Source organism: Plantactinospora sp. WMMB782 (assembly GCF_049179135.1).
Taxonomy (GTDB): Bacteria; Actinomycetota; Actinomycetes; order Mycobacteriales; family Micromonosporaceae; genus Plantactinospora.
Genome location: NZ_JBMHMC010000007.1, coordinates 291,119 through 311,229 on the forward strand (window position 1 = coordinate 291,119; position 20,111 = coordinate 311,229).

A 20,111-nucleotide genomic window follows, 5' to 3' on the forward strand; every position below is an offset into this window, starting at 1 on the left:
CTAGCGTCATGGCGTGACCGCATCCGCCCCGGTACCGCCGGTCGACCGCGCTGGCCTGCGCCAGCGGGTCGACAGCTCGCTGGCCCGCTTCCTCGCCAGACAGCGCGCCTGGATGACGAGCGTCGACCCCGAACTCGGCACGGTCGCCGACGCACTGGAGGCGTTCGTGCTCGGCGGCGGCAAGCGGCTGCGGCCGGCGTTCGGCTACTGGGGCTACCGGGGAGCGGGCGGAGCCGACTCGGAGGAGATCGTCAGCGGCCTGGCCGCACTGGAGTTCGTGCAGGCCAGTGCACTGATCCACGACGACCTGATGGACCGGTCCGACACCCGGCGGGGCGAGCCGTCCGTGCACCGCCGGTTCGCCGCCCAGCACCGGGCCGCCAACTGGTCCGGTGAACCGGACGGGTTCGGCGAGTCCAGCGCCATCCTCCTCGGCGACCTGTGCCTGGTCTGGTCCGACGAACTGCTGCACGACAGCGGAATCGACCCGACCGTCGTCGGCCGGGCCCGGCCGGTCTTCGACGAGATGCGCTCCGAGGTCACCATCGGGCAGTACCTGGACGTGCTCACCCAGGCGACCCGGGACACCTCGGTCGACCGGGCGAGCAAGATCGCCAGGTACAAGTCCGCGAAGTACACGGTCGAGCGGCCGCTGCTGTTCGGCGCCGCGCTCGCCGACGCCCCCGCCGCGCTGCGGGCGGTGTACTCGGCGTACGGGCTGCCGCTGGGCGAGGCGTTCCAACTCCGGGACGACGTACTCGGTGTCTTCGGTGATCCCGGCCAGACCGGTAAACCGGCCGGGGACGACCTGCGGGAGGGCAAACGTACCTTCCTGGTGGCGGCGGCCCTGGAGGCGACCAGCCCGGCCGGACGGGAACTGCTGGACACCCGGCTTGGCGACCCCGGGCTCGACCAGGCCGGGATCGAGGTGCTGCGCGAGATCATCACCAGCAGCGGGGCGCTGGACCGCACCGAGCGGCGGATAGCCACCCTCACCGACAGCGCCCTGGCCGCCCTGGTCGGCGCCGACCTGGAACCCGAGGCCCGCGAGGTGCTCGCCGACCTCGCCATCGTGGCCACCCGCCGCAAGGATTGAACGCGGCTCGCCCCGTCCTGCCGAACGGAACGCCCACCGGAGGAAGCGGCGGCTGGGGATGCTGGTCTGGTGCGACCCGTCGGAGAGCCGCCCTCCCCGGCGCGCGGTCCCGGCCCGCCCACCCGACTGCGGATGGCCGGGCTGGCCGCCAGCGCCACGCTCGCGGCCAGCGCCTACGGCGCCGGAGCACTGCCGGCGGGCACCGCCGACCCCGCCTCGGGCTCGGTCGCGGGCGGCTGGGGTTACTGGCTGGGCCTGGCCGGCTGGTTCCTCGGGCTGGCCGCGCTGTCGGCCGTCTGGTGGCGGCTCGGCGTACGGCTGCGGCGGCGGCCGGCGAGCGTACCGCTGGGCTGGCTGCTGCGTACCGGACTGCTCTGGGCCGCGCCGCTGCTGCTCGCACCCCCGGTCGGCAGCCGGGACGTGTACGCCTACGCCTGCCAGGGCGCACTCTGGCTGGACGGCGTCGACCCGTACGCCGTCGGCGTGCAGCCGGGCGGCTGTGTCTGGGCGGACGCCGTACCCGCACTGTGGCGGGACACCGAGACGCCGTACGGTCCGCTGGCGGTGGCGCTGGCCGGCGGGGCGGTCGCGCTGGCCCGGCTGGTCGACATCTCCGTCGGCGGGCAACTGCTGGTCGCGGTCGCGCTGCTCCGGGCCGAGGCGCTGGCCGGGGTGGTACTCGTCGCCGGCTGCCTGCCCCGGCTGGCCCGGGCGGGCGGCGTCGACCCGGTCCGGGCCGCCTGGCTCGGACTGGTCTCCCCGCTCGTCGGGGTGCACGCGCTCGGCGGCGCACACAACGACGCCCTGGTGCTGGGGCTGGTGCTGGCCGCGCTGGCGCTGGCCGCCTTCCACCCTCGGTCCGATGCCGATGCCGATGCCGAGGTCGAGGTCGATGCCGAGGTCGATGCCGAGGTCGATGCCGAGGTCGGGGGCAGGGGCGGGACCGGGCGCGGGGTCGGGGTCGGGCGCGGGATCGGGGTCGGGCGCGGGGTCGGGGTCGGGGCGCTGCTGGGGCTGGCGGTCGCGATCAAGGTCACCGCGATCGTCGCGCTGCCGTTCGCCGTCCTGCTGTGCACCGTCCACCCCGGCCACGCCCCGGGGCGTTCGAGACGGGTAACCACCGGACGGGCAGCCGCACCGGAGCCGGGAATGCACCGACTCCGGACCGCCCTCGGAGAGCGCCCCGAACGAACGGGCCAGGCCCGCGCCGTCTGGCCCGCGCTCGCGGTACTCCTCGATCGCCGGCTGGTCGCGACGGCCGCCACGGTGCTGGCCGGGGCGGTCCTGGCCTTCGCCGGGCTGTCCCTGGCCACCGGCCTCGACCTCGGCTGGATCGCCGCCCTCTCCGGCACCGGCCGGCTGGTGCAGTGGACCTCGATACCCACCGGGCTGGGCATGGCGGCCGGCTACCTGCTGCGGCTCGCCGGGCACCCGGAGGCGGTACCCGGCGCGGTGACGGCGGCCCGGCTCCTCGGCCTCGTCGCACTGGCCGGCACGCTCACGCTGTTGCTGTTCCGCGCCACGCGGCACGTCACCATCGACGCATCGCCCGATCTACCGACGACCGGCCGGCGCCGGGCCCGTCGTCGACTGGTCGCCATCACCGGGCTGGCCTTCACCGCTCTCGCCCTGCTCTCGCCGATCTTCTACCCCTGGTACGGGCTGGTCGCGGTCACCGTGCTCGCGGCGGGTCTGGTCGACCGGCACCGGGTGCACCGGGTCGCCGTCGCGGTGGTCGTGCTCGGCTTCCTGGTGCTGCCCGGCGGGCTCGGGCTGGCCGTGCTCAGCAAGCTGCCCGGTGCACTCCTCGACGTCGCCCTGGTGGCGGTGCTCGGCGCCGTGGCCTACCGGAGGTGGCGGTCCCGGTCCCGATCCCGGTCCAGGTCCGGACGCTGACGCCCGCCGGACCCCTCCCGGTCGGTGCCGGACGGTTGTCGAGCGATGCCGGACCGTCGCCGGTCGAGCAGCCGGAGCAGCCGGGATCCCTCTCCGGCGGCCGGGGTCCGCTGCACGCCGGCCCGACCCAGCCGGACCCAGACGGAGAGGGTCAGCAGCACCAGGGCGAAGCCGAAGAGCAGGTCCTCCACCGGCGCGTACGCCAGCCGCCAGCCGATGATCGCGTCCGGGGCGTACCGGACGATGTCCCGGCCGGTCAGGATGCCATTGGAGATCAGCTGGAAGAACACGATGATCGGGTACGTGGCCCAGAAGACCGGCCGGAGCAGCAGCCGGGTACGCAGCACGAAGAGGTCGACCAGCCCGGCGCCGAGTACGCCGAGCAGAGCTGCCGCCGTATAGGTCACGGTGACCGCTCCTGGCCCGGCAGCCCCCGGCGAGGCGGTGCCTCGTCGCCGGCCGGCCAGCGCCGCACCGCGCGTACCGCCTCGAAGCCGAGGATGGCGCAGCAGGGTACGACGACGAAGAAGAGCAGCTCGTCCAGGGGCAGGCCGCCGGGCACCAGTACCCCGGTGGTCTGCTCCGGGTCGAAGGTCCAGTGTCCGGCGGCGATCGCGGCCAGGTCCCAGAGCGCGAAGACCAGCACCACCGGCAGCAGGGTGAGCAGCAGCCGACGCCACCGCCGCAGCACGTTCACCCGCAGCACCGGCTCCAGCCACAGCGCGGCCCCGAGGCATCCGGCGAGCACCGCCAGGTAGGCGAACCGCTCCATTCCGCGAGATCCGCTCAGAAGCCGGTGGCCTGCGCCCGGCGCTTGACCTCGCGGGCCCGGTCACCGCCGAGGGCCGCCGCCGGGGTGCCGGGCAGGGTGTCGTCGGGCAGGTAGAGCCAGCGCAGAGTCGCCTCGTCGTCGTACCCGGCGTCGTGCAGCAGGGTGAGGATGCCCGGCAGGTGCTTGCGTACGGTCCGGTTCGCCACCAGCTCGGCCGGGACCATCCGGGTGCCGTCCCGGCGGACCGCCAGCAGCTCCCGGTCCCGGATCATCTGGTGGACCTTGCTGATCGACACCTCGAGGCGCTCGGCGACCTCCGGCAGGTTCAGCCACCCGGACGGTTCGAGCGGCTGCGGGTCGGCAGGTGGGGATTCGGTCACCCGCCCACCTTGCCACGCCGCCACCGGAGCGCACGAACGGCTCCCCGCCGAGCCCACGCCACACCGCCGTTCGCCGGCCGAAGCGATCTCCGCTGAGCGCGGGCGGCGCGACACGAACTTTTCGCTTCGGCGTCGGCTGTGGCATCCTGTTCTGCCGCCGCCCCCTGGAGACATAGACTGCCTGCCGATGGACATACAGGTCGCCGACACGCTGCTGAACTCGCTGATCGACGGGCGCTACCGCATCCGCGGTCGCGTGGCCCGTGGTGGGATGGCGACCGTCTACACCGCCATCGACGAGCGGCTCGACCGTACGGTCGCGATCAAGATCATTCATCCGAACCAGGCGATGGACGCCCAGGTGCGGCTCGCCGACTTCCTCGAGCGGTTCACCGACGAGGCCAAGACCATCGCCCGGCTGACCCACCCGAACGTGGTGGCCGTCTACGACCAGGGCACCCACGGCGGCCTGCCGTACCTGGTCATGGAGTACGTCCGGGGCCGCACGCTGCGCGAGATCCTGGCCGAGCGCAAACGGCTCAACCCGAGCGAGGCGCTGGCGATCCTGGAGCAGATGCTCGCCGCGATCGGCGCCGCGCACCGGGCCGGCCTGGTGCACCGGGACGTGAAACCCGAGAACGTGCTGGTGGCCGAGGCGCCGAGCGGGGGCGCGGGCAACCTCGTCGACAGCGTCGTGAAGGTCGCCGACTTCGGGCTGGCCCGGGCGGTCGAGGCGAGTTCCGAGACCGACGGCGCCAACCAGCTGATGGCGACCGTCGCCTACGTGGCACCCGAACTGGTCACCGAGGGCCGGGCCGACCCGCGCACCGACGTCTACGCCGCCGGGATCGTGCTCTTCGAGATGCTCACCGGCCGCGTCCCGTACGACGGTGACCGGGCCGTGGACGTCGCCTGGCAGCACGTGGACCGGGACGTACCGGCACCGTCCGGGCTGGTCCCCGGCCTGCCACCGATCCTGGACGAGCTGGTCCGCCGGGCGACCCGGCGCGACCCCGGCGCCCGGCCGACCGACGCGGGCGCGTTCCAGGCCGAGGTCCAGGTGGTCCGGGACGACCTCGGCACCGTCGCCAACGCCAACACGGCGGTACTCCGGCAGATCCCCGCCGTCGACCAGCCGACCATGGCGGTGCAGCAGCCCACCATGGTGGTCTCCTCGGTACGCCCGACCGACCGACCGACCTGGGCCCGCCTGCCCGACCAGCCTCGGGAACGCGGCACCCCGCACCGCCGCCGCGCGGCGGCCAGTCCCGCGTCCGACTTCCTCGACCGGGTCCGCGAGATCGGCGGGCAGCTCTTCGCCGGCCGGGCCTCGATCGTGGTCACCGTGGTCGCGCTCGCCCTGGTGCTCGGGATGACCGGCTGGTGGTTCGCGTTCGGCAGGTACACCGAGGCGCCGAGCCTGGCCGGGCTGACCCGGGCGCAGGCACAGACCGAGGCCGAGCAGTCGGGTTTCGTGGTCGAGTACGCGGAACCCCGCTACAGCGAGGACGTCGCCAAGGACAGCGTGCTCGCCCAGGAGCCCGAGTCGACCAGCCGGATCCGCCGGGGCGGCACGATCACCCTCACCCTCTCGCTCGGTCCGGAGCGCTTCCCGGTGCCGGACGTGGTCGGCAAGACGCTCGACCTGGCCCAGCTCGACCTGGAGAACGCGAGCCTGGTGCTGGTACGCGGCACCGACCGGTACGACGACAACCTGCCCGAGGGCGTGGTGATCGCGACCAGCCCGAAGGTAGGCGCCGAGGTCAAACCCGGCGACAAGATCACGGTCATCGTCAGCAAGGGCAAGGCGCCGATCAGCGTCCCGGTGCTTGTCGGCAAGAACATCAACGAGGCCCGGAACATCATCCGGGACCTCGGCCTGAAGCTCAGCGAGGAGTACAAGGACTCCGACAAGCCCAAGGACCAGGTGATCGCGCAGAGCCCGCAGGACGGCGCCGGGGTGGAGAAGGGCGCGCAGGTCAAGGTCGAGGTCAGCAACGGCCCGCCGGCCGTGGTCGTGCCCCGGGTGATCGACCTTCCCTGCCAGCAGGCGAAACAGCTCCTGGAAAGCCGGGGCCTGGCCGTCGGGGTGCAGTTCAACCCGAACGGGACCGTCAGATTCCAGAACCCGAACGAGAACACTCCGGTACCGCCAGGGACCCAGGTTGTCATCACCTGCCTCTGACCCCGCCCCCGGCGCCGGCCGCCCCGGCACCGCGCCGGCCGGCGCTGCCGGGCAGCATCGGCCGGTCGGGTCGCACACGCCCACCTCGGGTGGCCTCGCCAAGGCAGCCCTGGCGTACGCCGACGCGATCGGCTCGGAGGTGGTGCAGGTCTACGTCGGCAACTCGCGGGGCTGGGCGCTGCCGCCGGGCGATCCCGGGCAGGACGAGGCGTTCCGGGCCGGCTGTGCCGAACGCGGGCTGCTGGTGTACATCCACGCGTCGCTGCTGACGAACCTCGGCTCGCCCACCCCGGCGACCGTGCAGAAGTCGGTGGCGACCCTGGCGCACGCCCTGGACAGGGGTGCCGCGATCGGTGCCGCCGGGGTGGTCTTCCACGCCGGCAGCGCGGTCGACGCCGGGCACGCCGAGGCGGCGATGCGGCAGGTACGTGAGGCGCTGCTCCCGCTGCTCGACTCAGCCGCCGCCCGGGGCGGGCCGAAGCTGCTGGTGGAACCGAGCGCCGGTGGCGGCCGTTCGCTGGCCTCCCGGGTGGAGCACCTGGAGCCGTACCTCGCCGCCGTCGACCGGCACCCGTGGCTCGGCGCCTGCTTCGACACCTGCCACGCCTGGGCGGCCGGGCACGACCTGGCCCGGGAGGGCGGGATGCGCGACACGCTCGACGCGCTGGTCGCCGCGATCGGGCCGGACCGGCTCTGGCTGGTGCACGCCAACGACTCGCGGGACCTGTGCGGCTCGACCCGCGACCGGCACGAGACGATCGGTAAGGGCTGCATCGGGGAGCCGGCCTTCGCCGAGCTGATGACCCACCCGGCGACCGCCGGCATCCCGGTGGTGGTCGAGACGCCGAGCGAGAACCACGGACACGCCGACGACCTCGCCACCCTCCGACGCCTCGGCGGCTGACCAGCCGGAACATTGGGCTGCCGACCCGGAGCGGCGTACCGTGTCGGCGGTGGAACGGGGCGTACGGCGGATACCGCCGGTCGGACCGCTCAGCGGGCTGCCGGTCGGACCGCTCAGCGGAGTGCCGGCCAGGCTGCTCAGCGGAGTGCCGGCCAGGCTGCTAAGCGGACTGCCGGTCGGGCTGCTGGTCGGATTGTTGCTGACCGCGCTCGCGGTAGCCGGCTGCGGCGGCCCGCCGAGCGGCGGCCGGTCCACCGCCGGTACCGGACCGACGGCCAGCCCATCCGGTAACCCGGCCAGCCCCGCTGCCGCCTTCACGCACGACATCGCCACGGTCGGTGCCGCCGAGCTGGGGCCGAGCTGGCGATCCGGCTGCCCGGTCGGGCCCGACCAGCTCCGGCGGATCCGGCTCGGCTACTGGGACTTCGACGGCCGTCCGCGGGTCGGCACGATCGTCGTACACCGCTCGGTGACCGCCGAGGTGGTGAAGATCTTCGGCAGCCTCTACCGGGAACGCTTCCCGATCCGCCGGCTACAGCCCGTCGACGCGTACGCCGGCAGCGACGACAGGTCGATGGCCGACGACAACACCTCCGGCTTCAACTGCCGCCGGGCGGTCTCGACGGGCCCGGCGAAGTGGTCCGCGCACGCCTACGGGAAGGCGATCGACGTCAACCCGGTGGAGAATCCGTACCTGCTCGACGGCCGGGTGCTGCCACCCGCCGGGGCGGCGTACCAGGACCGCTCGGAGCGCCGACCCGGGATGGCCGTCCCGGGCGGAGCCCTGGTCGAGGCGTTCGCGGCGGCCGGCTGGCAGTGGGGCGGCAGCTGGCGCTCCCCCGACTACCAGCACTTCACCCGCACCGGCGGCTGACCCCACCTGGACAGAACGCGGCCGGGTCAGCGGCGGAAGATCGCCGTCAGCACCTCGATCGCCCGGTCCACGTCTGCGTCGTCCAGGTCGTGATGGGTCACCAGGCGGGCGGTGCGCGGGCCGAGGACCGAGACGAGTACCCCGCGCTGCCGGGCCGCCGTGGCCAGCCCGGGTGCGTCGAACCCGCACTTGGACAGGTCCAGCGGCACGATGTTGGTCCGCACCGGATTGGCGAGCACCCCGAACGGGGCGAGCGCGTCGGCGAGCCGGGCCGCCCGGACGTGGTCCTCCGCCAGCCGTTGCAGGTGATGCCGCAGCGCGTACCGGCCGGCGGCGGCGAGGACGCCCGCCTGGCGCATCCCGCCACCCATCCGCTTGCGGATCGTCCGGGCCCGGGTGATCCGTTCCGCGCTGCCGACCACGAGTGATCCGACCGGCGCGCCGAGCCCCTTGGAGAGGCAGACCGACAGGGTGTCGAAGAGTTCGCCGTAGCTGGCCAGCGGCACCCCGTCGGCGACGTGCGCGTGCCAGATCCGGGCGCCGTCGCAGTGCAGCCCGATCCCGGCGTCGTCGGTGACCCGGCGCAGCTCGCGGAGCGTGGCGAGCGGGATCACCCCGCCGCCGCCCCGGTTGTGGGTCTGCTCGACCGCGACCGCCCGGGTCGGCACCGCGTGGTAGCCGTCCGGCCGGATCATCGCCGCGACCACCTCGGGGTCGAGGTCGGCGCCGACCGGCGACCAGGTCCGGGTGGAGACGCCGCCGATCGCCGCCGCCGCGCCCGTCTCGTACGTCACCACGTGTGCGTCGGCGTCGCAGAGCAGTTCCTCGCCGGGCGGCACCAGCAGTTGGATGGCGATCTGGTTCGCCATCGAGCCGGTCGGGGCGAAGAGTGCCGCCTCGTGCCCGAAGAGCGCCGCGACCTCGGCTTCGAGGGCGGTCACGGACGGGTCCTCGGCGTACACGTCGTCGCCGACCTCGGCCGCGGCGATCGCGGCCCGCATCCCCGGGGTGGGCCGGGTGACGGTGTCCGAGCGGAGGTCGACCGGGCGGTCCGGGCCCGGGGTCGGGAGCGCGTTCCCGGCGCCGAAGGGGACGAGCCGGGAGACCGGGTCGTCAGCCACGGAGCATCTCCGCCACCAGGAAGGCGAGTTCCAGCGACTGCTGGGTGTTCAGCCGGGGGTCGCAGGCGGTCTCGTAGCGGTCCGGCAGGTGGATGTCCTCGATCGCCTGCGCGCCGCCGAGGCACTCGGTGACGTCCTCCCCGGTCAGCTCGACGTGCAGCCCGCCCGGGTGGGTCTCCAGGGACCGGTGCACCTCGAAGTAGCCGAGCACCTCGTCGACGATCCGGTCGAAGTGCCGGGTCTTGTAGCCGTTCGACGACTCGTGGGTGTTGCCGTGCATCGGGTCGCACTGCCAGACGACCTTGGCACCGGCGGCGGTGACCTTGGCCACGATCGGCGGCAGCACCTCGCGGACCCGGCCATTGCCCATCCGGCTGATCAGGGTGAGCCGGCCCGGGACGTTCTCCGGGTTCAGCTTCTCGCAAAGCTCGATCGCCTCGTCCGGGGTGGTGGTGGGGCCGAGCTTGACGCCGATCGGGTTGGCGATCCGGGAGATGAAGTCCAGGTGGGCGCCGTCGAGCTGCCGGGTGCGCTCGCCGACCCAGAGGAAGTGCCCGGAGAGGCCGTACGCCCGGCCGTCGGAGACCCGGGTCAGCGCCCGGTCGTACTCCAGGGCCAGCGCCTCGTGCGAGCAGTAGAGGGTGACGGTGCGCAGCGCCTCCTCCTCGGTCAGCCCGCAGGCCCGGATGAAGGCGAGAGCCCGGTCGATCTCCCGGGCGATCGCCTCGTAGCGCTCCCCGGCCGGCGAGTTCTTGACGAAGCCCTTGTTCCAGTCGTGCACGGCGTGCAGGTCGGCCAGCCCACCGGCCAGGTACGCCCGGAGCATGTTCATCGCGGCGGCCGAGTTCGCGTACGCCCGGATCATGCGCTGCGGGTCGGCGACCCGCGCCTCCGGTACCGCCTCCAGCGAGTTGATCATGTCGCCCCGGTACGCCGGCAGCCCGCGGGCGTCGGTCGGCAGCGAGCGCGGCTTGGTGTACTGCCCGGCGACCCGGGCCACCTTGACCACCGGCAGCGACGCCCCGTAGGTGAGCACCACCGCCATCTGGAGCAGCGTGCGGGCGTTGGCCAGCAGGTGGCTCTCGGTGTTGTCGGTGAAGGTCTCGGCGCAGTCACCGCCCTGGAGCAGGAACGCGCGCCCCTCGCAGACCAGCGCCAGCCGCTGCCGGAGCTGGTCGACCTCGTAGGGCGCGACGATCGAGGGCACGTTCTGGAGGATCTTGCAGACCCCGTCGACGACCGTCTGGTCCGGCCACGGCGGTGTCTGGGCCCGGGGCAGGTCACGCCAGCGGTCCAGGCCGAGCGCCTCGTCCTCGGCGGAGTCCTCGGTCGGACGGCTGGTCTGCAACGCCGTGTTGCCCACGGCGGGGTAGCTCAACTGGTGCCACTCATGGCGCATGCCTGAAAGCGTACGGCGATACCCGCACCGCGCCAGGACCGAGGGCCGCCCGTCCGCTTCGTGGGAGCCGCTCGCGGTCCGGATCAGACCACCGGGCGGGCGGATCAGGTCGCCGGGGTGGGCGAGCCGGACGGGGCCGGGGTGTGCCCGCCGACGGCCTCCTTGGCGATGCACCACTGGCCGTCGGCGCGGGCGACCGTGAAGAGGACCTTGGTCGGGACCGCCTTGCCGCCGGCCTTCACCGTGATCGACGTACTCACGTCCTGGTCGGCGCCGTTGGCCCGGACATCGGTGATCGTCGCGGCCGTCACCGAGAAGTGCCTGGCGAAGTCGCCGTTCGGCCCGGTGGCCGCCTGGTCGAAGGACTCCCGCAGCGGCTCGCAGAGCTGTTCGCGCCCGTCGGCGACGCTCTTCGCCCTCATCGCGTCCAGGTACGCCTGGACCCGCTCCCGGGCCCGCTGCGGACCCTCGTCCGGGGTGGGGGTGGGCTCGGCGCCCTGCCCGACGATCCCGTCGAGCGGGCCGCACCCGGCCAGGGCGAGCGGCGCCATCATCGCCAGCACCGCGACCAGCCCGACCACCCGTCGCCGTACGCCGACCATCCCGCTCCCTCCGCCGAACGGGTTCCCACCCTAGCCGAGCCGCCGCCGACCGACCCGCCCGGACGCTGGACCGACCGGAGGTGCCGGCCCGACCAGGACGTGTGGGCAGGTGGCGGAACCCTCGGCGGCCGATCGTACAAATGTTGCTGATGTATCGCTTGTATGTACATCACCAACAGGAGGCGTCGTGGCCGTCACACAGATCGATCTCGATGACGACGCGTTGGCTGAGGCGATGCGACTGTCCGGCGCCCGGAGCAAGAAGGAGACGGTGAACCTCGCACTCCGGGAGCACGCGGCCCGCCACCGCCGCATCGCGGCACTCGACGACTAGTCCTGCACGACGACGCCGATTTCGCGACAGCGGCACGACACCTGCCGGACCTGGCCGGGCGGCAGGTGTACACCCTGCCCTGACGACCGGGCGGGAACGGCACCCGACCACCGGGCGGGAACGGGTGCCGGAACAACGGTTACCCGTTTCCGGCAGCAGGTGTGACCGGTTCGGGCAGCCGGGTCTCGGCCGGCGTCCGCAGGCCGGGGCGGAGCAGCAGCGTCACCGTGAGGGAGAGCACCGCCATCACGGCCATCGCGGCACCGACCGGCAGGTACTGGGCGATGGTGCCGGCCAGCGTCGCCGCCACCGCCTGCATGGTCAGCATCCCCGAGGAGTGCAGCCCGAGCGCCTGGCCGCGCATCTGCGGCGGGGTGAGGTCGACGAGGCGTTGCTGGAGCAGCACACCCGCACCGAACCCGGCCGAGGCCACCGCCACGGCGAGCGCGGCCAGTGGCAGCGGGACGGGCAGGGCGAAGAGCAGGTACGGCAACCCGAGCGAGAGTTGCAGCGGAGTGACCAGCCGCGGCCGCCACCGGGCCGGGACGAACCGGCCGACCACGGTGTCCCCGGCCAGCATCCCGAGGGCACCGGCGACGAAGAGCACCCCGGCGGATCCCGGGGCGTACGGGATGAACAGCGCCTCGCAGCCGACCACCAGGCCGTTCGGCAGCCAGAGCGCGAGGTAGACGTACCGCCGGGCGGGTACCGCCCACAACCCGGCGTTGACCTGCCAGGTCCGCCGGACGGAGGCCCGGTCGACCGCCCTCGGCGCCCGCCGGCTCAGGCCGAACCGGGCGACAAGCGCGGCGGCCAGGTGCAGGCTGGCGCCGATCAGCAGCACCTGGCGCGGTGCGACCACGGTGAGCAGGACGCCGCCGAGCGCGAACCCGGTGATCTGCATCGCCCCGACCGACATGTTCAGCACCGAGCGGCCGAGCAGATAGCCGCCGTCCGGCAGGATCTCACCGAGCAGGCCCCAGCGGGCGCCATGGCCGACCGAGCCGGCCAGTCCCATCAGCCCGATCACCACGAACAGAGCCCAGATCGGCATGCCGGGTAGGGCCATCGTGAGGCTGCCGGCGCAGAGGAAGAGCTTGAGGCACACCAGCGCGGCGCGCGGCGGCACCCGGTCGGCCACCGCGAGCAGGGTGGTGGCGCCGATCACATGCGCGAAGGCGTGACCGAAGAGGCTGAGCGCCGCGAGCAGCGGAGATTTGGTCGCGGAGTACACCAGGGTGCCGAGGGCGAGGCCGTTGACGGTGCTCGCCGCGACCTGAGCGGTGCTGGCCAGGAAGAGGGGACGGAACTCGGTGACCCGGAACAACTCCCGATATGTACGCACGGCGAGCAGTCTGGGTGCCGCACCGTCGGAGCCGGTACTTTTTCACCCGCAGACGAAAACGCAGGGGGAGGTGGCCGTGGGTCTCTGGCTGCTCGACGCGGACGTGCTGGCCCGGAGCCGGTTCGCCGTCTCCCCGCTTGTCGAGACGGTCGCGGCGCTCAAGGCCCTGGACGGGCATCCGACGCTGCCCGGCCAGCGGGCGTGGCTCGACGCGCACCTGCCCGCGTACCGGTCCCGGCTGGCCAGCGACTCGTTCAGCGCGGCCTTCGTTCGGGCTGCCTTCCCGCCGCGCCGGCTACCCGACTTCCTCGCCACCCCCGTCGACCCGGTGGCGCCAGCCGGCGACGTCGAGGCGACGTTCACCGCCGACCTGCGCCGAATCCGCGAGATGTCCGCCGAGATGGTCCGGGCCGACCTGCCCGGGCTGCGCGGACCCGGCCGGACCCTTCCCGGCGTACTGGGCAGCGCCGCCCTACCGGAACGGGTCGCCGAGCTGCTGGACTGGGTCTGGCGGCACACCCTGCGTCCGGACTGGTCGCGCCGGCAGCGCCTCTTCGAGGCCGACATCGTCGCCCGGACCCACTCGCTCGGGTCGGGCGGCTGGGCGACCGTCCTGGACGGGATGCGCCCGGGGATGCGCTGGCTCGGGCACGGCCAGCTCCAGATCAACACGTACGACCTGCCGCCGCAGGACCTCGCCGACACCGGACTGCTCTTCGTGCCGAGCACGTCGAGCCGGGGCTGGGTCGGCTCCGAACACGCGGCCCGGCACACGGTTGTCTACCCGTGCGGCGGGATCCTCGCCGATCCGGGGCGTACCGCCCCGCCGGCCGCGCTGCGCCGGCTGCTCGGCCCGGTCCGGGCGGAGATCCTGGCCCGGCTGGAGTCGCCGACCAGCACCACCGGGCTGGTCGCCGCGACCGGGCACGGCCTGGGCTCGGTCGGCGGCCACCTGCGGGTACTCCTCGACGCCCAGCTCGTGCAGCGACGCCGCTCGGGCCGGTACGTGCTCTACTTCCGCACCGCCGACGGCGACCGCCTGGTCCGACTCAGCCGGCGGCCCGACGAACGGGCCACCGGCTGAGCAGCGGTTCTCGACGTCGGCCGGCTCCTCAGTCGAGCAGGGCGGTCACCTTTCCGGCGGCGACCGTCCGGCCGCCCTCCCGGACGGCGAAGCCGAGCCCGACGTCCATCGCGATCGGCTTGCCCAGCTCGACCGTGACCGTCACGGTGTCACCGGGCGCCACCTGGGGCAGTTCGCCCAGGTCCACCGCGCCGACCACGTCCGTCGTCCGGAAGTAGAACTGCGGCCGGTAGTTGGCGTGGAACGGGGTACGCCGGCCACCCTCGGCGGTGGTCAGCGCATAGAGCTGGGCGGTGAACCGCCGGTGCGGCGTGACGCTGCCCGGCATGGCCACCACCTGACCCCGCTGCACCTGGTCGCGCTTGACCCCGCGCAGCAGTACGGCCGCGTTGTCCCCGGCCTGCGCCGACTCCAGCGACCGGCCGAAGGTCTCCAGCCCGATCGCCACTGTCGACAGGGTCGGGGCGAGCCCGACCACCTCGACCTGGTCACCGGCGCGCAGCGAGCCGCGCTCGACCGCTCCGGTCACCACGGTTCCCCGGCCGGAGATGGTCAGCACGTTCTCGATCGGCATCAGGAACGGCCGGTCGAGTTCGCGCGGCGGCACCGGGACGTACCTGTCGACCGCGTCGAGCAGGTCCCCGATGGAGCCGACCCACCTCGGGTCGCCCTCCAGGGCCCGCAGCGCGGAGACCCGCACCACCGGTACCTCGTCGCCGGGGAAGCCGTACTCGCTGACCAGTTCCCGGACCTCCAGCTCGACCAGGTCGAGCAGTTCGGGGTCGTCGACCGCGTCCGCCTTGTTCAACGCCACCACCAGGTACGGCACGCCGACCCGCTGGGCGAGCAGCACGTGCTCCCGGGTCTGCGGCATCGCACCGTCCATCGCCGAGACGACCAGGATCGCCCCGTCCACCTGCGCCGCCCCCGTGATCATGTTCTTCACGTAGTCGGCGTGGCCCGGCATGTCCACGTGCGCGTAGTGCCGGGTCGCGGTCTCGTACTCGACGTGCGCGATGGTGATGGTGATGCCCCGGGCGACCTCCTCCGGCGCCCGGTCGATGCCGTCGAAGGCGACGAACCGGTTGACCGACGGGTCCCGGTCGGCGAGCACCTTGGTGATCGCGGCGGTCAGGGTGGTCTTGCCGTGGTCGACGTGCCCCATCGTGCCGATGTTCAGGTGCGGCTTGGTGCGTACGAACTGGCTCTTGGCCATTTCACTGTCCTCTGTGGAGTTACTGGTGGCGGACGACGAGCGCGGGCGGGTGCCATACCGCGAGAAAGGGAAACCGCGCCAGAACCGCGCATCCGGTGCGCCGACAGGACAGGGGCGACACCGGGAAACCGGGCCACCCTCCTCCGTGGGTTCTGCTGGTGCGGGAGGAGGGTCAGCCTCGCGCGCCGCTATCCAGCCCGTGGAGCTGGACCGGCGAGGTGACCGCCACGCACACGGCGGCGGGACCCAGCAGGACGAACCCCGCGGGCCACACAACCCCAACCGTGCCGAACATAACGATCACGCTAGCCCCCAACACCCCCACCCGCGACAGATATTCCCCCGCCCCGCCCCGCTCCGCCCCGCCCCGTCCCGCTCCCCCACCCCGCCCCGCCTCGCCTCGCCGCAGTCCGAGAACACGCAACTTCCGGGAAGGAGTGCCCACCGCCCGGCCCGGAGACCACGTTCTTCCGGAATGTGCGCGATCTTGCGCGGTGCTCTACGGTCGGCAACGGCCAGCTACAGGAAACAATGTTTACGGGAGGCGGGCGGAGTGCGGGCGGCGGCGGCGTGGCGGGCGACGGGGGCCTGGCTGCGGGACACGGCCGGCGGGTTGCCGGCGGTTTTCTGGTTCCTCTGGTCGGGCCTGCTGATCAACCGGATCGGCATGTTCGCCATGCTCTTCCTGCCGCTCTACCTGACCGACGTACGCGGCGCCAGCGACGCGCTCGCCGGCCTGGTCGTCGGCGGGTACGGGCTCGGCGGTGTCGTCGGGGTCCTGCTCGGCGGGGTGCTCGCCGACCGGTGGGGCCGGCGCCGAACGCTGCTCTGGGCACACCTGGCCGCGTCGGCGCTCATCGCCGGCATGGCGGTGGTGACCACCCTGCCGGCGATCGCGCTGCTCGCGACACTGGTCGGGGTCACCCACTCGATGCCCGGTCCGGCCTTCGTCGCCGCGATCGTGGACGTGGTGCCGGCGGCCCGCCGCTCCCGGGCGTTCAACCTCCAGTTCTGGGCACTCAACCTCGGTATGGCCGGCGCTTCGGCACTGGCCGGGCTGCTCGCCGAGACGAGTTACCTGGCCCTGTTCCTGGTCGACGCGGCGGCGACTCTCAGCACCGCCGTGATCGTCGCCTGGAAGGTGCCGGAGACCCTGGCCCGCACGGCAACACCAGACGTCCGCCCGGCACGCAGGCCGGGGACGCCGCCTCCGGGAACGGCGACACCGGAAACGGCAACACCTGACGTTTCACCCAGCGGGCCAGAGCCAGGGCCGGGGCCGGTGCGCCGTCGGCGGGCCGGGCTACTCGTTCCGCTCACCGACCGCATCTTCCTGACCTTCGTCGCGCTGACCCTGGCGTACGCCGTGATGACCGCGCAGACCTCGACGGTGATGCCGCTGGCGATGCGCGCCGACGGGCTGAGTTCCTCGGCGTACGGGCTGGTGGTGGCGCTGGGCGGGCTGTTCATCGTACTCGGTCAGCTCTTCGTGCCCCGGCTGGTCGACGGTCGCCGCAAGCATCGGGTGCTGGCCGCCGCGCTGGGCCTGGCCGCCCTCGGGTACGCCGGTCTCGCCGTCGCCGACGGACTGCCCGGGTACCTGCTGGCGGCGCTGGTCTGGACGGTCGGCGCGATGCTCGCGGCACCGCCGAATGCGGAGATCAACGCCGAGCTGGCCCCGCCCCGGCTGCGTGGCCGCTACCAGGCGGTCTTCTTCCTCACCTTTCCGGCTGCCGCCTTCGTCGCCCCGGCGGTCGGCGGGGCGAGCCTGCAGTATCTCGGCGACGGACACTGGTTGGCCGTCGGCGGGCTCGGTCTGCTCACCGTCGCCGGTCACCTGCTCGCCGGTCCGCCCCGGGAACGCCGGGTGGCCCGCCACACCGCCGCCACCTCCGCCGCCGCTCCCACCGCGCTCGGCGACCCGTCTCGGCGCTGACCTCTCAGCGCCCCGGTCCGGCGCTGATCTCGACGGCGGTCGCCAGGCCGCTGGCGGGACAACACCAGCCGTGCCGAAGACGGCCATCGCTCGGGTCGGAACGCCGCAGCGTGCGACCGGCACCCGCCACTGTCCGGCAACGCGACCGTTCGCCGGCCGAGCCGCCACGACAGGGATGTCAATCAAAAGCGTTTGATGCATCTCCTCAGATTGATGTATCGTCCGATCATGGTCACGTCGCGCCGGTCCACCCCGACGTTCGTCCGGCTGGCCGCCCATCCGCTGCGCTGGCGGCTGCTCACCGAACTCGCGACCGGCGACCTCCGGGTCCGGGAGCTGGTGGCACTGGTCGGCGAACCGCAGAACCTGGTCTCCTACCACCTGCGACTCCTGCGGGACGGCGGACTGGTCACCGCCGTGCGCAGCAGCTTCGACGGACGGGACAGCTACTACCACCTCGACCTCGACCGGTGTGCGAACGCACTGGCCGACACCGGCGCCGCGGTGCACCCGGCACTGCGCAGGGAATCCGTCCCGCTGCCGGTGCGTCCCGCCGACCTGCGGGGTACGCCCCGAGTCAGCGTGCTCTTCGTCTGCACCGGTAACAGTGCCCGCTCACCGATCGCCGAGGCTCTGCTCCGGCACCACACCGGCGGACAGGTCGAGACGACAAGCGCGGGAGGTCTGCCCAAGCCCCGGCTGCACCCCGGTGCCGTACGAGTGCTCCGCCAGGAGTTCGGCCTTCGGGTCGCGGGGCAGCTTCCCCGGCACTGGGATACCGTCTCCGGTCGGCGGTTCGACTACGTCATCAGCCTGTGCGACAAGGCCCGCGAGAAGTGCCCCGACTTCCCGGGCGATCCCCGGCGGGTGCACTGGAGCATTCCCGACCCCGCCGCCACCGGTGACGCGGACCAGGGCGACCACTCCATCTTCCAGCGCACCGCGACCGACATCGACACCCGGGTCAGGCATCTGCTGCCCGTCCTGCGCACCACTCGACCCTGACGGAGGTCCCACCGTGACCACACCAGACCAGTACGCCAGCGTCCGCTACATCGTCGACGACGTCGGGGCGGCCGTCGGCTTCTACACCACCCACCTCGGCTTCGTCCTGAAGGCCGGTGCCGGGCCCGCCTTCGCCGAGGTGGTGCGCGGCCCGCTGCGGCTGCTGCTGTCCGGGCCGGCCAGTTCGGGTGCCCGGGCCACCCCCGAGGGCGCCACCGTGGCCGGCCGCAACCGGATCCATCTGGTCGTCGACGACCTGGACGCCGAGATCGGTCGACTGCGCGACGCCGGGTTGTCGCTGCCCGGTGACGTGGTCGACGGACCGGGTGGGCGGCAGATCCTGCTTACCGATCCTGCCGGCAACCTCGTCGAGCTGTTCCAGCCCGCACACCGGCCGGACGCACCGTGACCGACGGCTGCGATCCGCCGGACGGCCGCAGCGGATCGGCCAGGAAGAAGAACGGAATCGTTCACCGTCGGCCTGGTTCTGCTCCTGTCCAGTCTCACCCTGCCAGCACCTCTCGCAGCCGTGCCGCGAACTCCTCGGGCTTGCCCGCGTAACCGAACTGACCGCCGAGGAAGCCGCCGTGGTGGCTCGGGAAGACGGTGGCCTCCTGGCCGAGCAGGGCCGCGGTGCCGACGGCGGTACGCGCGGTGTACGTCCGCGCCGACTCCTCGCCGACCGCGACGACGATCCGGGTCGGCGCCGCGGTGAGCGCCCCCGGATCAGGGCGGTAGTCGGTGACCGCCCACGATCTCTTCGAGAGCAGCGGATCGTCGCGGGTCCCGTCGTCCTCGGCCGGCATACCGAACATGGCCGGGTCGGGCACCGGCTGGGCGAAGTACGCCTCGGTGAACTCGCCCTGCCAGGACGTCATCGCGATGAAAGCGGCCATGCCCGCGCCGCTGCCCTTCGCCTGGTACGCCTCGTGGAACGCGGCCCGGGCGCGTTCGGCGGCTGCGGCGTCGGGAAGCACCGCGTTGATCGGCGGCTCGTGTGCCACAAGCGTGACGACGTCGCCGGGGTGGGTGGCGACCAACTCGAGTGCGGTGACCGCGCCGCCGCTGCTGCCGAACATCTCCACCGGACCGGCATCGAGCGCCTCGATCAGCAGGTGCAGGTCGTCCGCCTGCTGCTGCGGCGTGTGGTCGGACCGGCCGTCCCGGCGAATGCTCCGGCCCAGGCCGCGCGGGTCGTAGGTGACGACAGTGCGGTCCGTGAAGTGTGCGGCGAGCGCATCGAATCCTTCCGCCGTCATCGGCTGGCCGATCATCATCAACACGGGACGCCCACCGGCTGGCGGGAGCGGACCGCGAACGTCGTAGACCAGATCGACGCCGGGCAGGGCGAGGGTGTGGGTCTGGGGCTGAGTCATGATGCCGAGACTACGGCCGGCCGTGGAAACTCACCGGGAGACCGGACGACCAGCTGTGGAGTGCGCCGCTGTGCTCGGCAGTGCCGGCCGGCGTACGGTCTCGCCGATCCGCTCGATCCGGCGGTGCGGATCGTCCGGTAGCGGCATCGACGGTGACCGTACGCCCCGACCGGCGACCGAGGAGCAGGTTCGCGCAACGGTCCAATTGTCAGCGGGCGAGTTGTCAGCGGGAGAGCGCCTTTCCCAGCTCGGCCTTTGACATGCTCGACCGGCCCTTGATGTTGCGTTTCTTCGCCTCGTTGTAGAGCTGTTCCTTGGTACGTCCCTGCGCGCCGGTGTGCGACCGCTTGCCGCCCCGGTGCCCGGAGGAGACGTCCTTGATCGACGAGCGGCTGGCGGTCTTCGACTCGCCGGCCCGGGCGCGTTCCTTGTTCACCGTCCGGGCGGCGATCTCCTCGGCGCGCCCGGTCGACTCGCCGCGCTTCTTGGCGCTGGCCTTGATGTGCTTGTACTGGCGTTCCCGCTTCGGGGACGACCCTGCGGGCATGACGGAACTCCTTCCGGTCGGACGACCATCGTCGCCACG

20 protein-coding genes are annotated in these 20,111 nt (G+C 73.0%); 10 read left to right on the forward strand and 10 right to left on the reverse strand.

What is annotated here, in order from left to right:
• The first annotated feature begins 13 nt into the window (after window positions 1–13).
• A complete protein-coding gene (locus tag ACN28A_RS03130; RefSeq protein WP_421392101.1) occupies window positions 14–1,096 on the forward strand; it encodes a polyprenyl synthetase family protein in 1,083 nt (360 codons plus the stop codon).
• A 69-nt stretch (window positions 1,097–1,165) separates the two neighbouring features.
• Window positions 1,166–2,992 (forward strand): polyprenol phosphomannose-dependent alpha 1,6 mannosyltransferase MptB, encoded by a 1,827-nt coding sequence (mptB, locus tag ACN28A_RS03135; RefSeq protein WP_421392103.1) that lies wholly within the window; start codon window positions 1,166–1,168, stop codon window positions 2,990–2,992.
• Here mptB and ACN28A_RS03140 read toward each other — a convergent pair.
• Genes ACN28A_RS03140 through ACN28A_RS03150 form a run of 3 tightly spaced genes read right to left on the reverse strand, consistent with a single transcriptional unit; the run spans window position 2,941 to window position 4,144 of the window.
• Entirely contained in the window at window positions 2,941–3,399 is a 459-nt protein-coding gene (locus ACN28A_RS03140) for a lycopene cyclase domain-containing protein (protein WP_421392105.1), read from the reverse strand. The two genes, mptB and ACN28A_RS03140, sit on opposite strands and share 52 nt — an antisense overlap.
• Window positions 3,396–3,764 (reverse strand): lycopene cyclase domain-containing protein, encoded by a 369-nt coding sequence (locus tag ACN28A_RS03145; RefSeq protein ID WP_421392107.1) that lies wholly within the window; start codon window positions 3,762–3,764, stop codon window positions 3,396–3,398. Before ACN28A_RS03145 ends, ACN28A_RS03140 begins: the two co-directional genes overlap by 4 nt.
• 14 nt (window positions 3,765–3,778) lie before the next feature.
• The gene (locus tag ACN28A_RS03150; RefSeq protein WP_421392109.1) at window positions 3,779–4,144 is read right to left on the reverse strand and encodes an Rv2175c family DNA-binding protein; all 366 of its coding nucleotides are present in this window, start codon (window positions 4,142–4,144) and stop codon (window positions 3,779–3,781) included.
• 187 nt (window positions 4,145–4,331) lie between these two features.
• On the opposite strand from ACN28A_RS03150, the gene pknB reads away from it, so the two are divergent.
• The 3 genes from pknB to ACN28A_RS03165 are packed head-to-tail and all read left to right on the forward strand — an operon-like array spanning window position 4,332 to window position 8,107.
• Window positions 4,332–6,329 (forward strand): Stk1 family PASTA domain-containing Ser/Thr kinase, encoded by a 1,998-nt coding sequence (gene pknB, locus ACN28A_RS03155; protein WP_421392112.1) that lies wholly within the window; start codon window positions 4,332–4,334, stop codon window positions 6,327–6,329.
• Entirely contained in the window at window positions 6,310–7,233 is a 924-nt protein-coding gene (locus tag ACN28A_RS03160; RefSeq protein WP_421392114.1) for a deoxyribonuclease IV, read from the forward strand. The genes pknB and ACN28A_RS03160 overlap by 20 nt, the downstream gene beginning before the upstream one ends.
• Window positions 7,234–7,282: 49 nt before the next feature.
• Window positions 7,283–8,107 carry a M15 family metallopeptidase gene (locus ACN28A_RS03165; RefSeq protein ID WP_421392115.1) on the forward strand — a complete coding sequence of 275 codons (825 nt, stop codon included), beginning with the start codon at window positions 7,283–7,285 and terminating at the stop codon, window positions 8,105–8,107.
• A 26-nt stretch (window positions 8,108–8,133) separates the two neighbouring features.
• On the opposite strand, the gene ACN28A_RS03170 is transcribed toward ACN28A_RS03165, so the two are convergent.
• The 3 genes from ACN28A_RS03170 to ACN28A_RS03180 form a co-directional block, all read right to left on the reverse strand.
• Window positions 8,134–9,228 carry a threonine aldolase family protein gene (locus ACN28A_RS03170; RefSeq protein ID WP_421392118.1) on the reverse strand — a complete coding sequence of 365 codons (1,095 nt, stop codon included), beginning with the start codon at window positions 9,226–9,228 and terminating at the stop codon, window positions 8,134–8,136.
• Window positions 9,221–10,627, reverse strand: coding sequence for a class II 3-deoxy-7-phosphoheptulonate synthase (locus tag ACN28A_RS03175; protein WP_421392120.1), 1,407 nt, complete (start codon window positions 10,625–10,627; stop codon window positions 9,221–9,223). The genes ACN28A_RS03170 and ACN28A_RS03175 overlap by 8 nt, the downstream gene beginning before the upstream one ends.
• A 104-nt stretch (window positions 10,628–10,731) precedes the next feature.
• Window positions 10,732–11,229 (reverse strand): hypothetical protein, encoded by a 498-nt coding sequence (locus ACN28A_RS03180; RefSeq protein WP_421392121.1) that lies wholly within the window; start codon window positions 11,227–11,229, stop codon window positions 10,732–10,734.
• A gap of 187 nt (window positions 11,230–11,416) precedes the next feature.
• On the opposite strand from ACN28A_RS03180, the gene ACN28A_RS03185 reads away from it, so the two are divergent.
• Window positions 11,417–11,563 (forward strand): type II toxin-antitoxin system VapB family antitoxin, encoded by a 147-nt coding sequence (locus ACN28A_RS03185; RefSeq protein ID WP_421392123.1) that lies wholly within the window; start codon window positions 11,417–11,419, stop codon window positions 11,561–11,563.
• A gap of 139 nt (window positions 11,564–11,702) precedes the next feature.
• On the opposite strand, the gene ACN28A_RS03190 is transcribed toward ACN28A_RS03185, so the two are convergent.
• Entirely contained in the window at window positions 11,703–12,908 is a 1,206-nt protein-coding gene (locus ACN28A_RS03190) for an MFS transporter (protein ID WP_421392125.1), read from the reverse strand.
• A gap of 76 nt (window positions 12,909–12,984) precedes the next feature.
• Between ACN28A_RS03190 and ACN28A_RS03195 the strand changes: the two genes are divergently transcribed.
• Complete coding sequence (locus ACN28A_RS03195) at window positions 12,985–13,992, forward strand: ArsR/SmtB family transcription factor (protein ID WP_421392128.1); 1,008 nt, start codon at window positions 12,985–12,987, stop codon at window positions 13,990–13,992.
• Between the two features lie 28 nt (window positions 13,993–14,020).
• Here the strand turns inward: ACN28A_RS03195 and tuf are convergent, their stop codons facing one another.
• A complete protein-coding gene (gene tuf, locus ACN28A_RS03200) occupies window positions 14,021–15,208 on the reverse strand; it encodes an elongation factor Tu (RefSeq protein WP_421392130.1) in 1,188 nt (395 codons plus the stop codon).
• 553 nt (window positions 15,209–15,761) lie between these two features.
• Between tuf and ACN28A_RS03205 the strand changes: the two genes are divergently transcribed.
• The 3 genes from ACN28A_RS03205 (at window position 15,762) to ACN28A_RS03215 (ending at window position 18,558) form a co-directional block, all read left to right on the forward strand.
• A complete protein-coding gene (locus ACN28A_RS03205; RefSeq protein WP_421392132.1) occupies window positions 15,762–17,144 on the forward strand; it encodes an MFS transporter in 1,383 nt (460 codons plus the stop codon).
• 228 nt (window positions 17,145–17,372) lie between these two features.
• Window positions 17,373–18,149: an ArsR family transcriptional regulator gene (locus ACN28A_RS03210; RefSeq protein WP_421392134.1), complete on the forward strand. Its 777-nt coding sequence runs from the start codon at window positions 17,373–17,375 to the stop codon at window positions 18,147–18,149.
• 13 nt (window positions 18,150–18,162) lie between these two features.
• Complete coding sequence (locus tag ACN28A_RS03215; protein WP_421392136.1) at window positions 18,163–18,558, forward strand: VOC family protein; 396 nt, start codon at window positions 18,163–18,165, stop codon at window positions 18,556–18,558.
• Between the two features lie 94 nt (window positions 18,559–18,652).
• On the opposite strand, the gene ACN28A_RS03220 is transcribed toward ACN28A_RS03215, so the two are convergent.
• Window positions 18,653–19,525, reverse strand: coding sequence for an alpha/beta fold hydrolase (locus ACN28A_RS03220; protein WP_421392138.1), 873 nt, complete (start codon window positions 19,523–19,525; stop codon window positions 18,653–18,655).
• Window positions 19,526–19,748: 223 nt separating this feature from the next.
• Window positions 19,749–20,072, reverse strand: coding sequence for a plasmid stabilization protein (locus ACN28A_RS03225; RefSeq protein WP_421392140.1), 324 nt, complete (start codon window positions 20,070–20,072; stop codon window positions 19,749–19,751).
• Window positions 20,073–20,111: the final 39 nt, after the last annotated feature.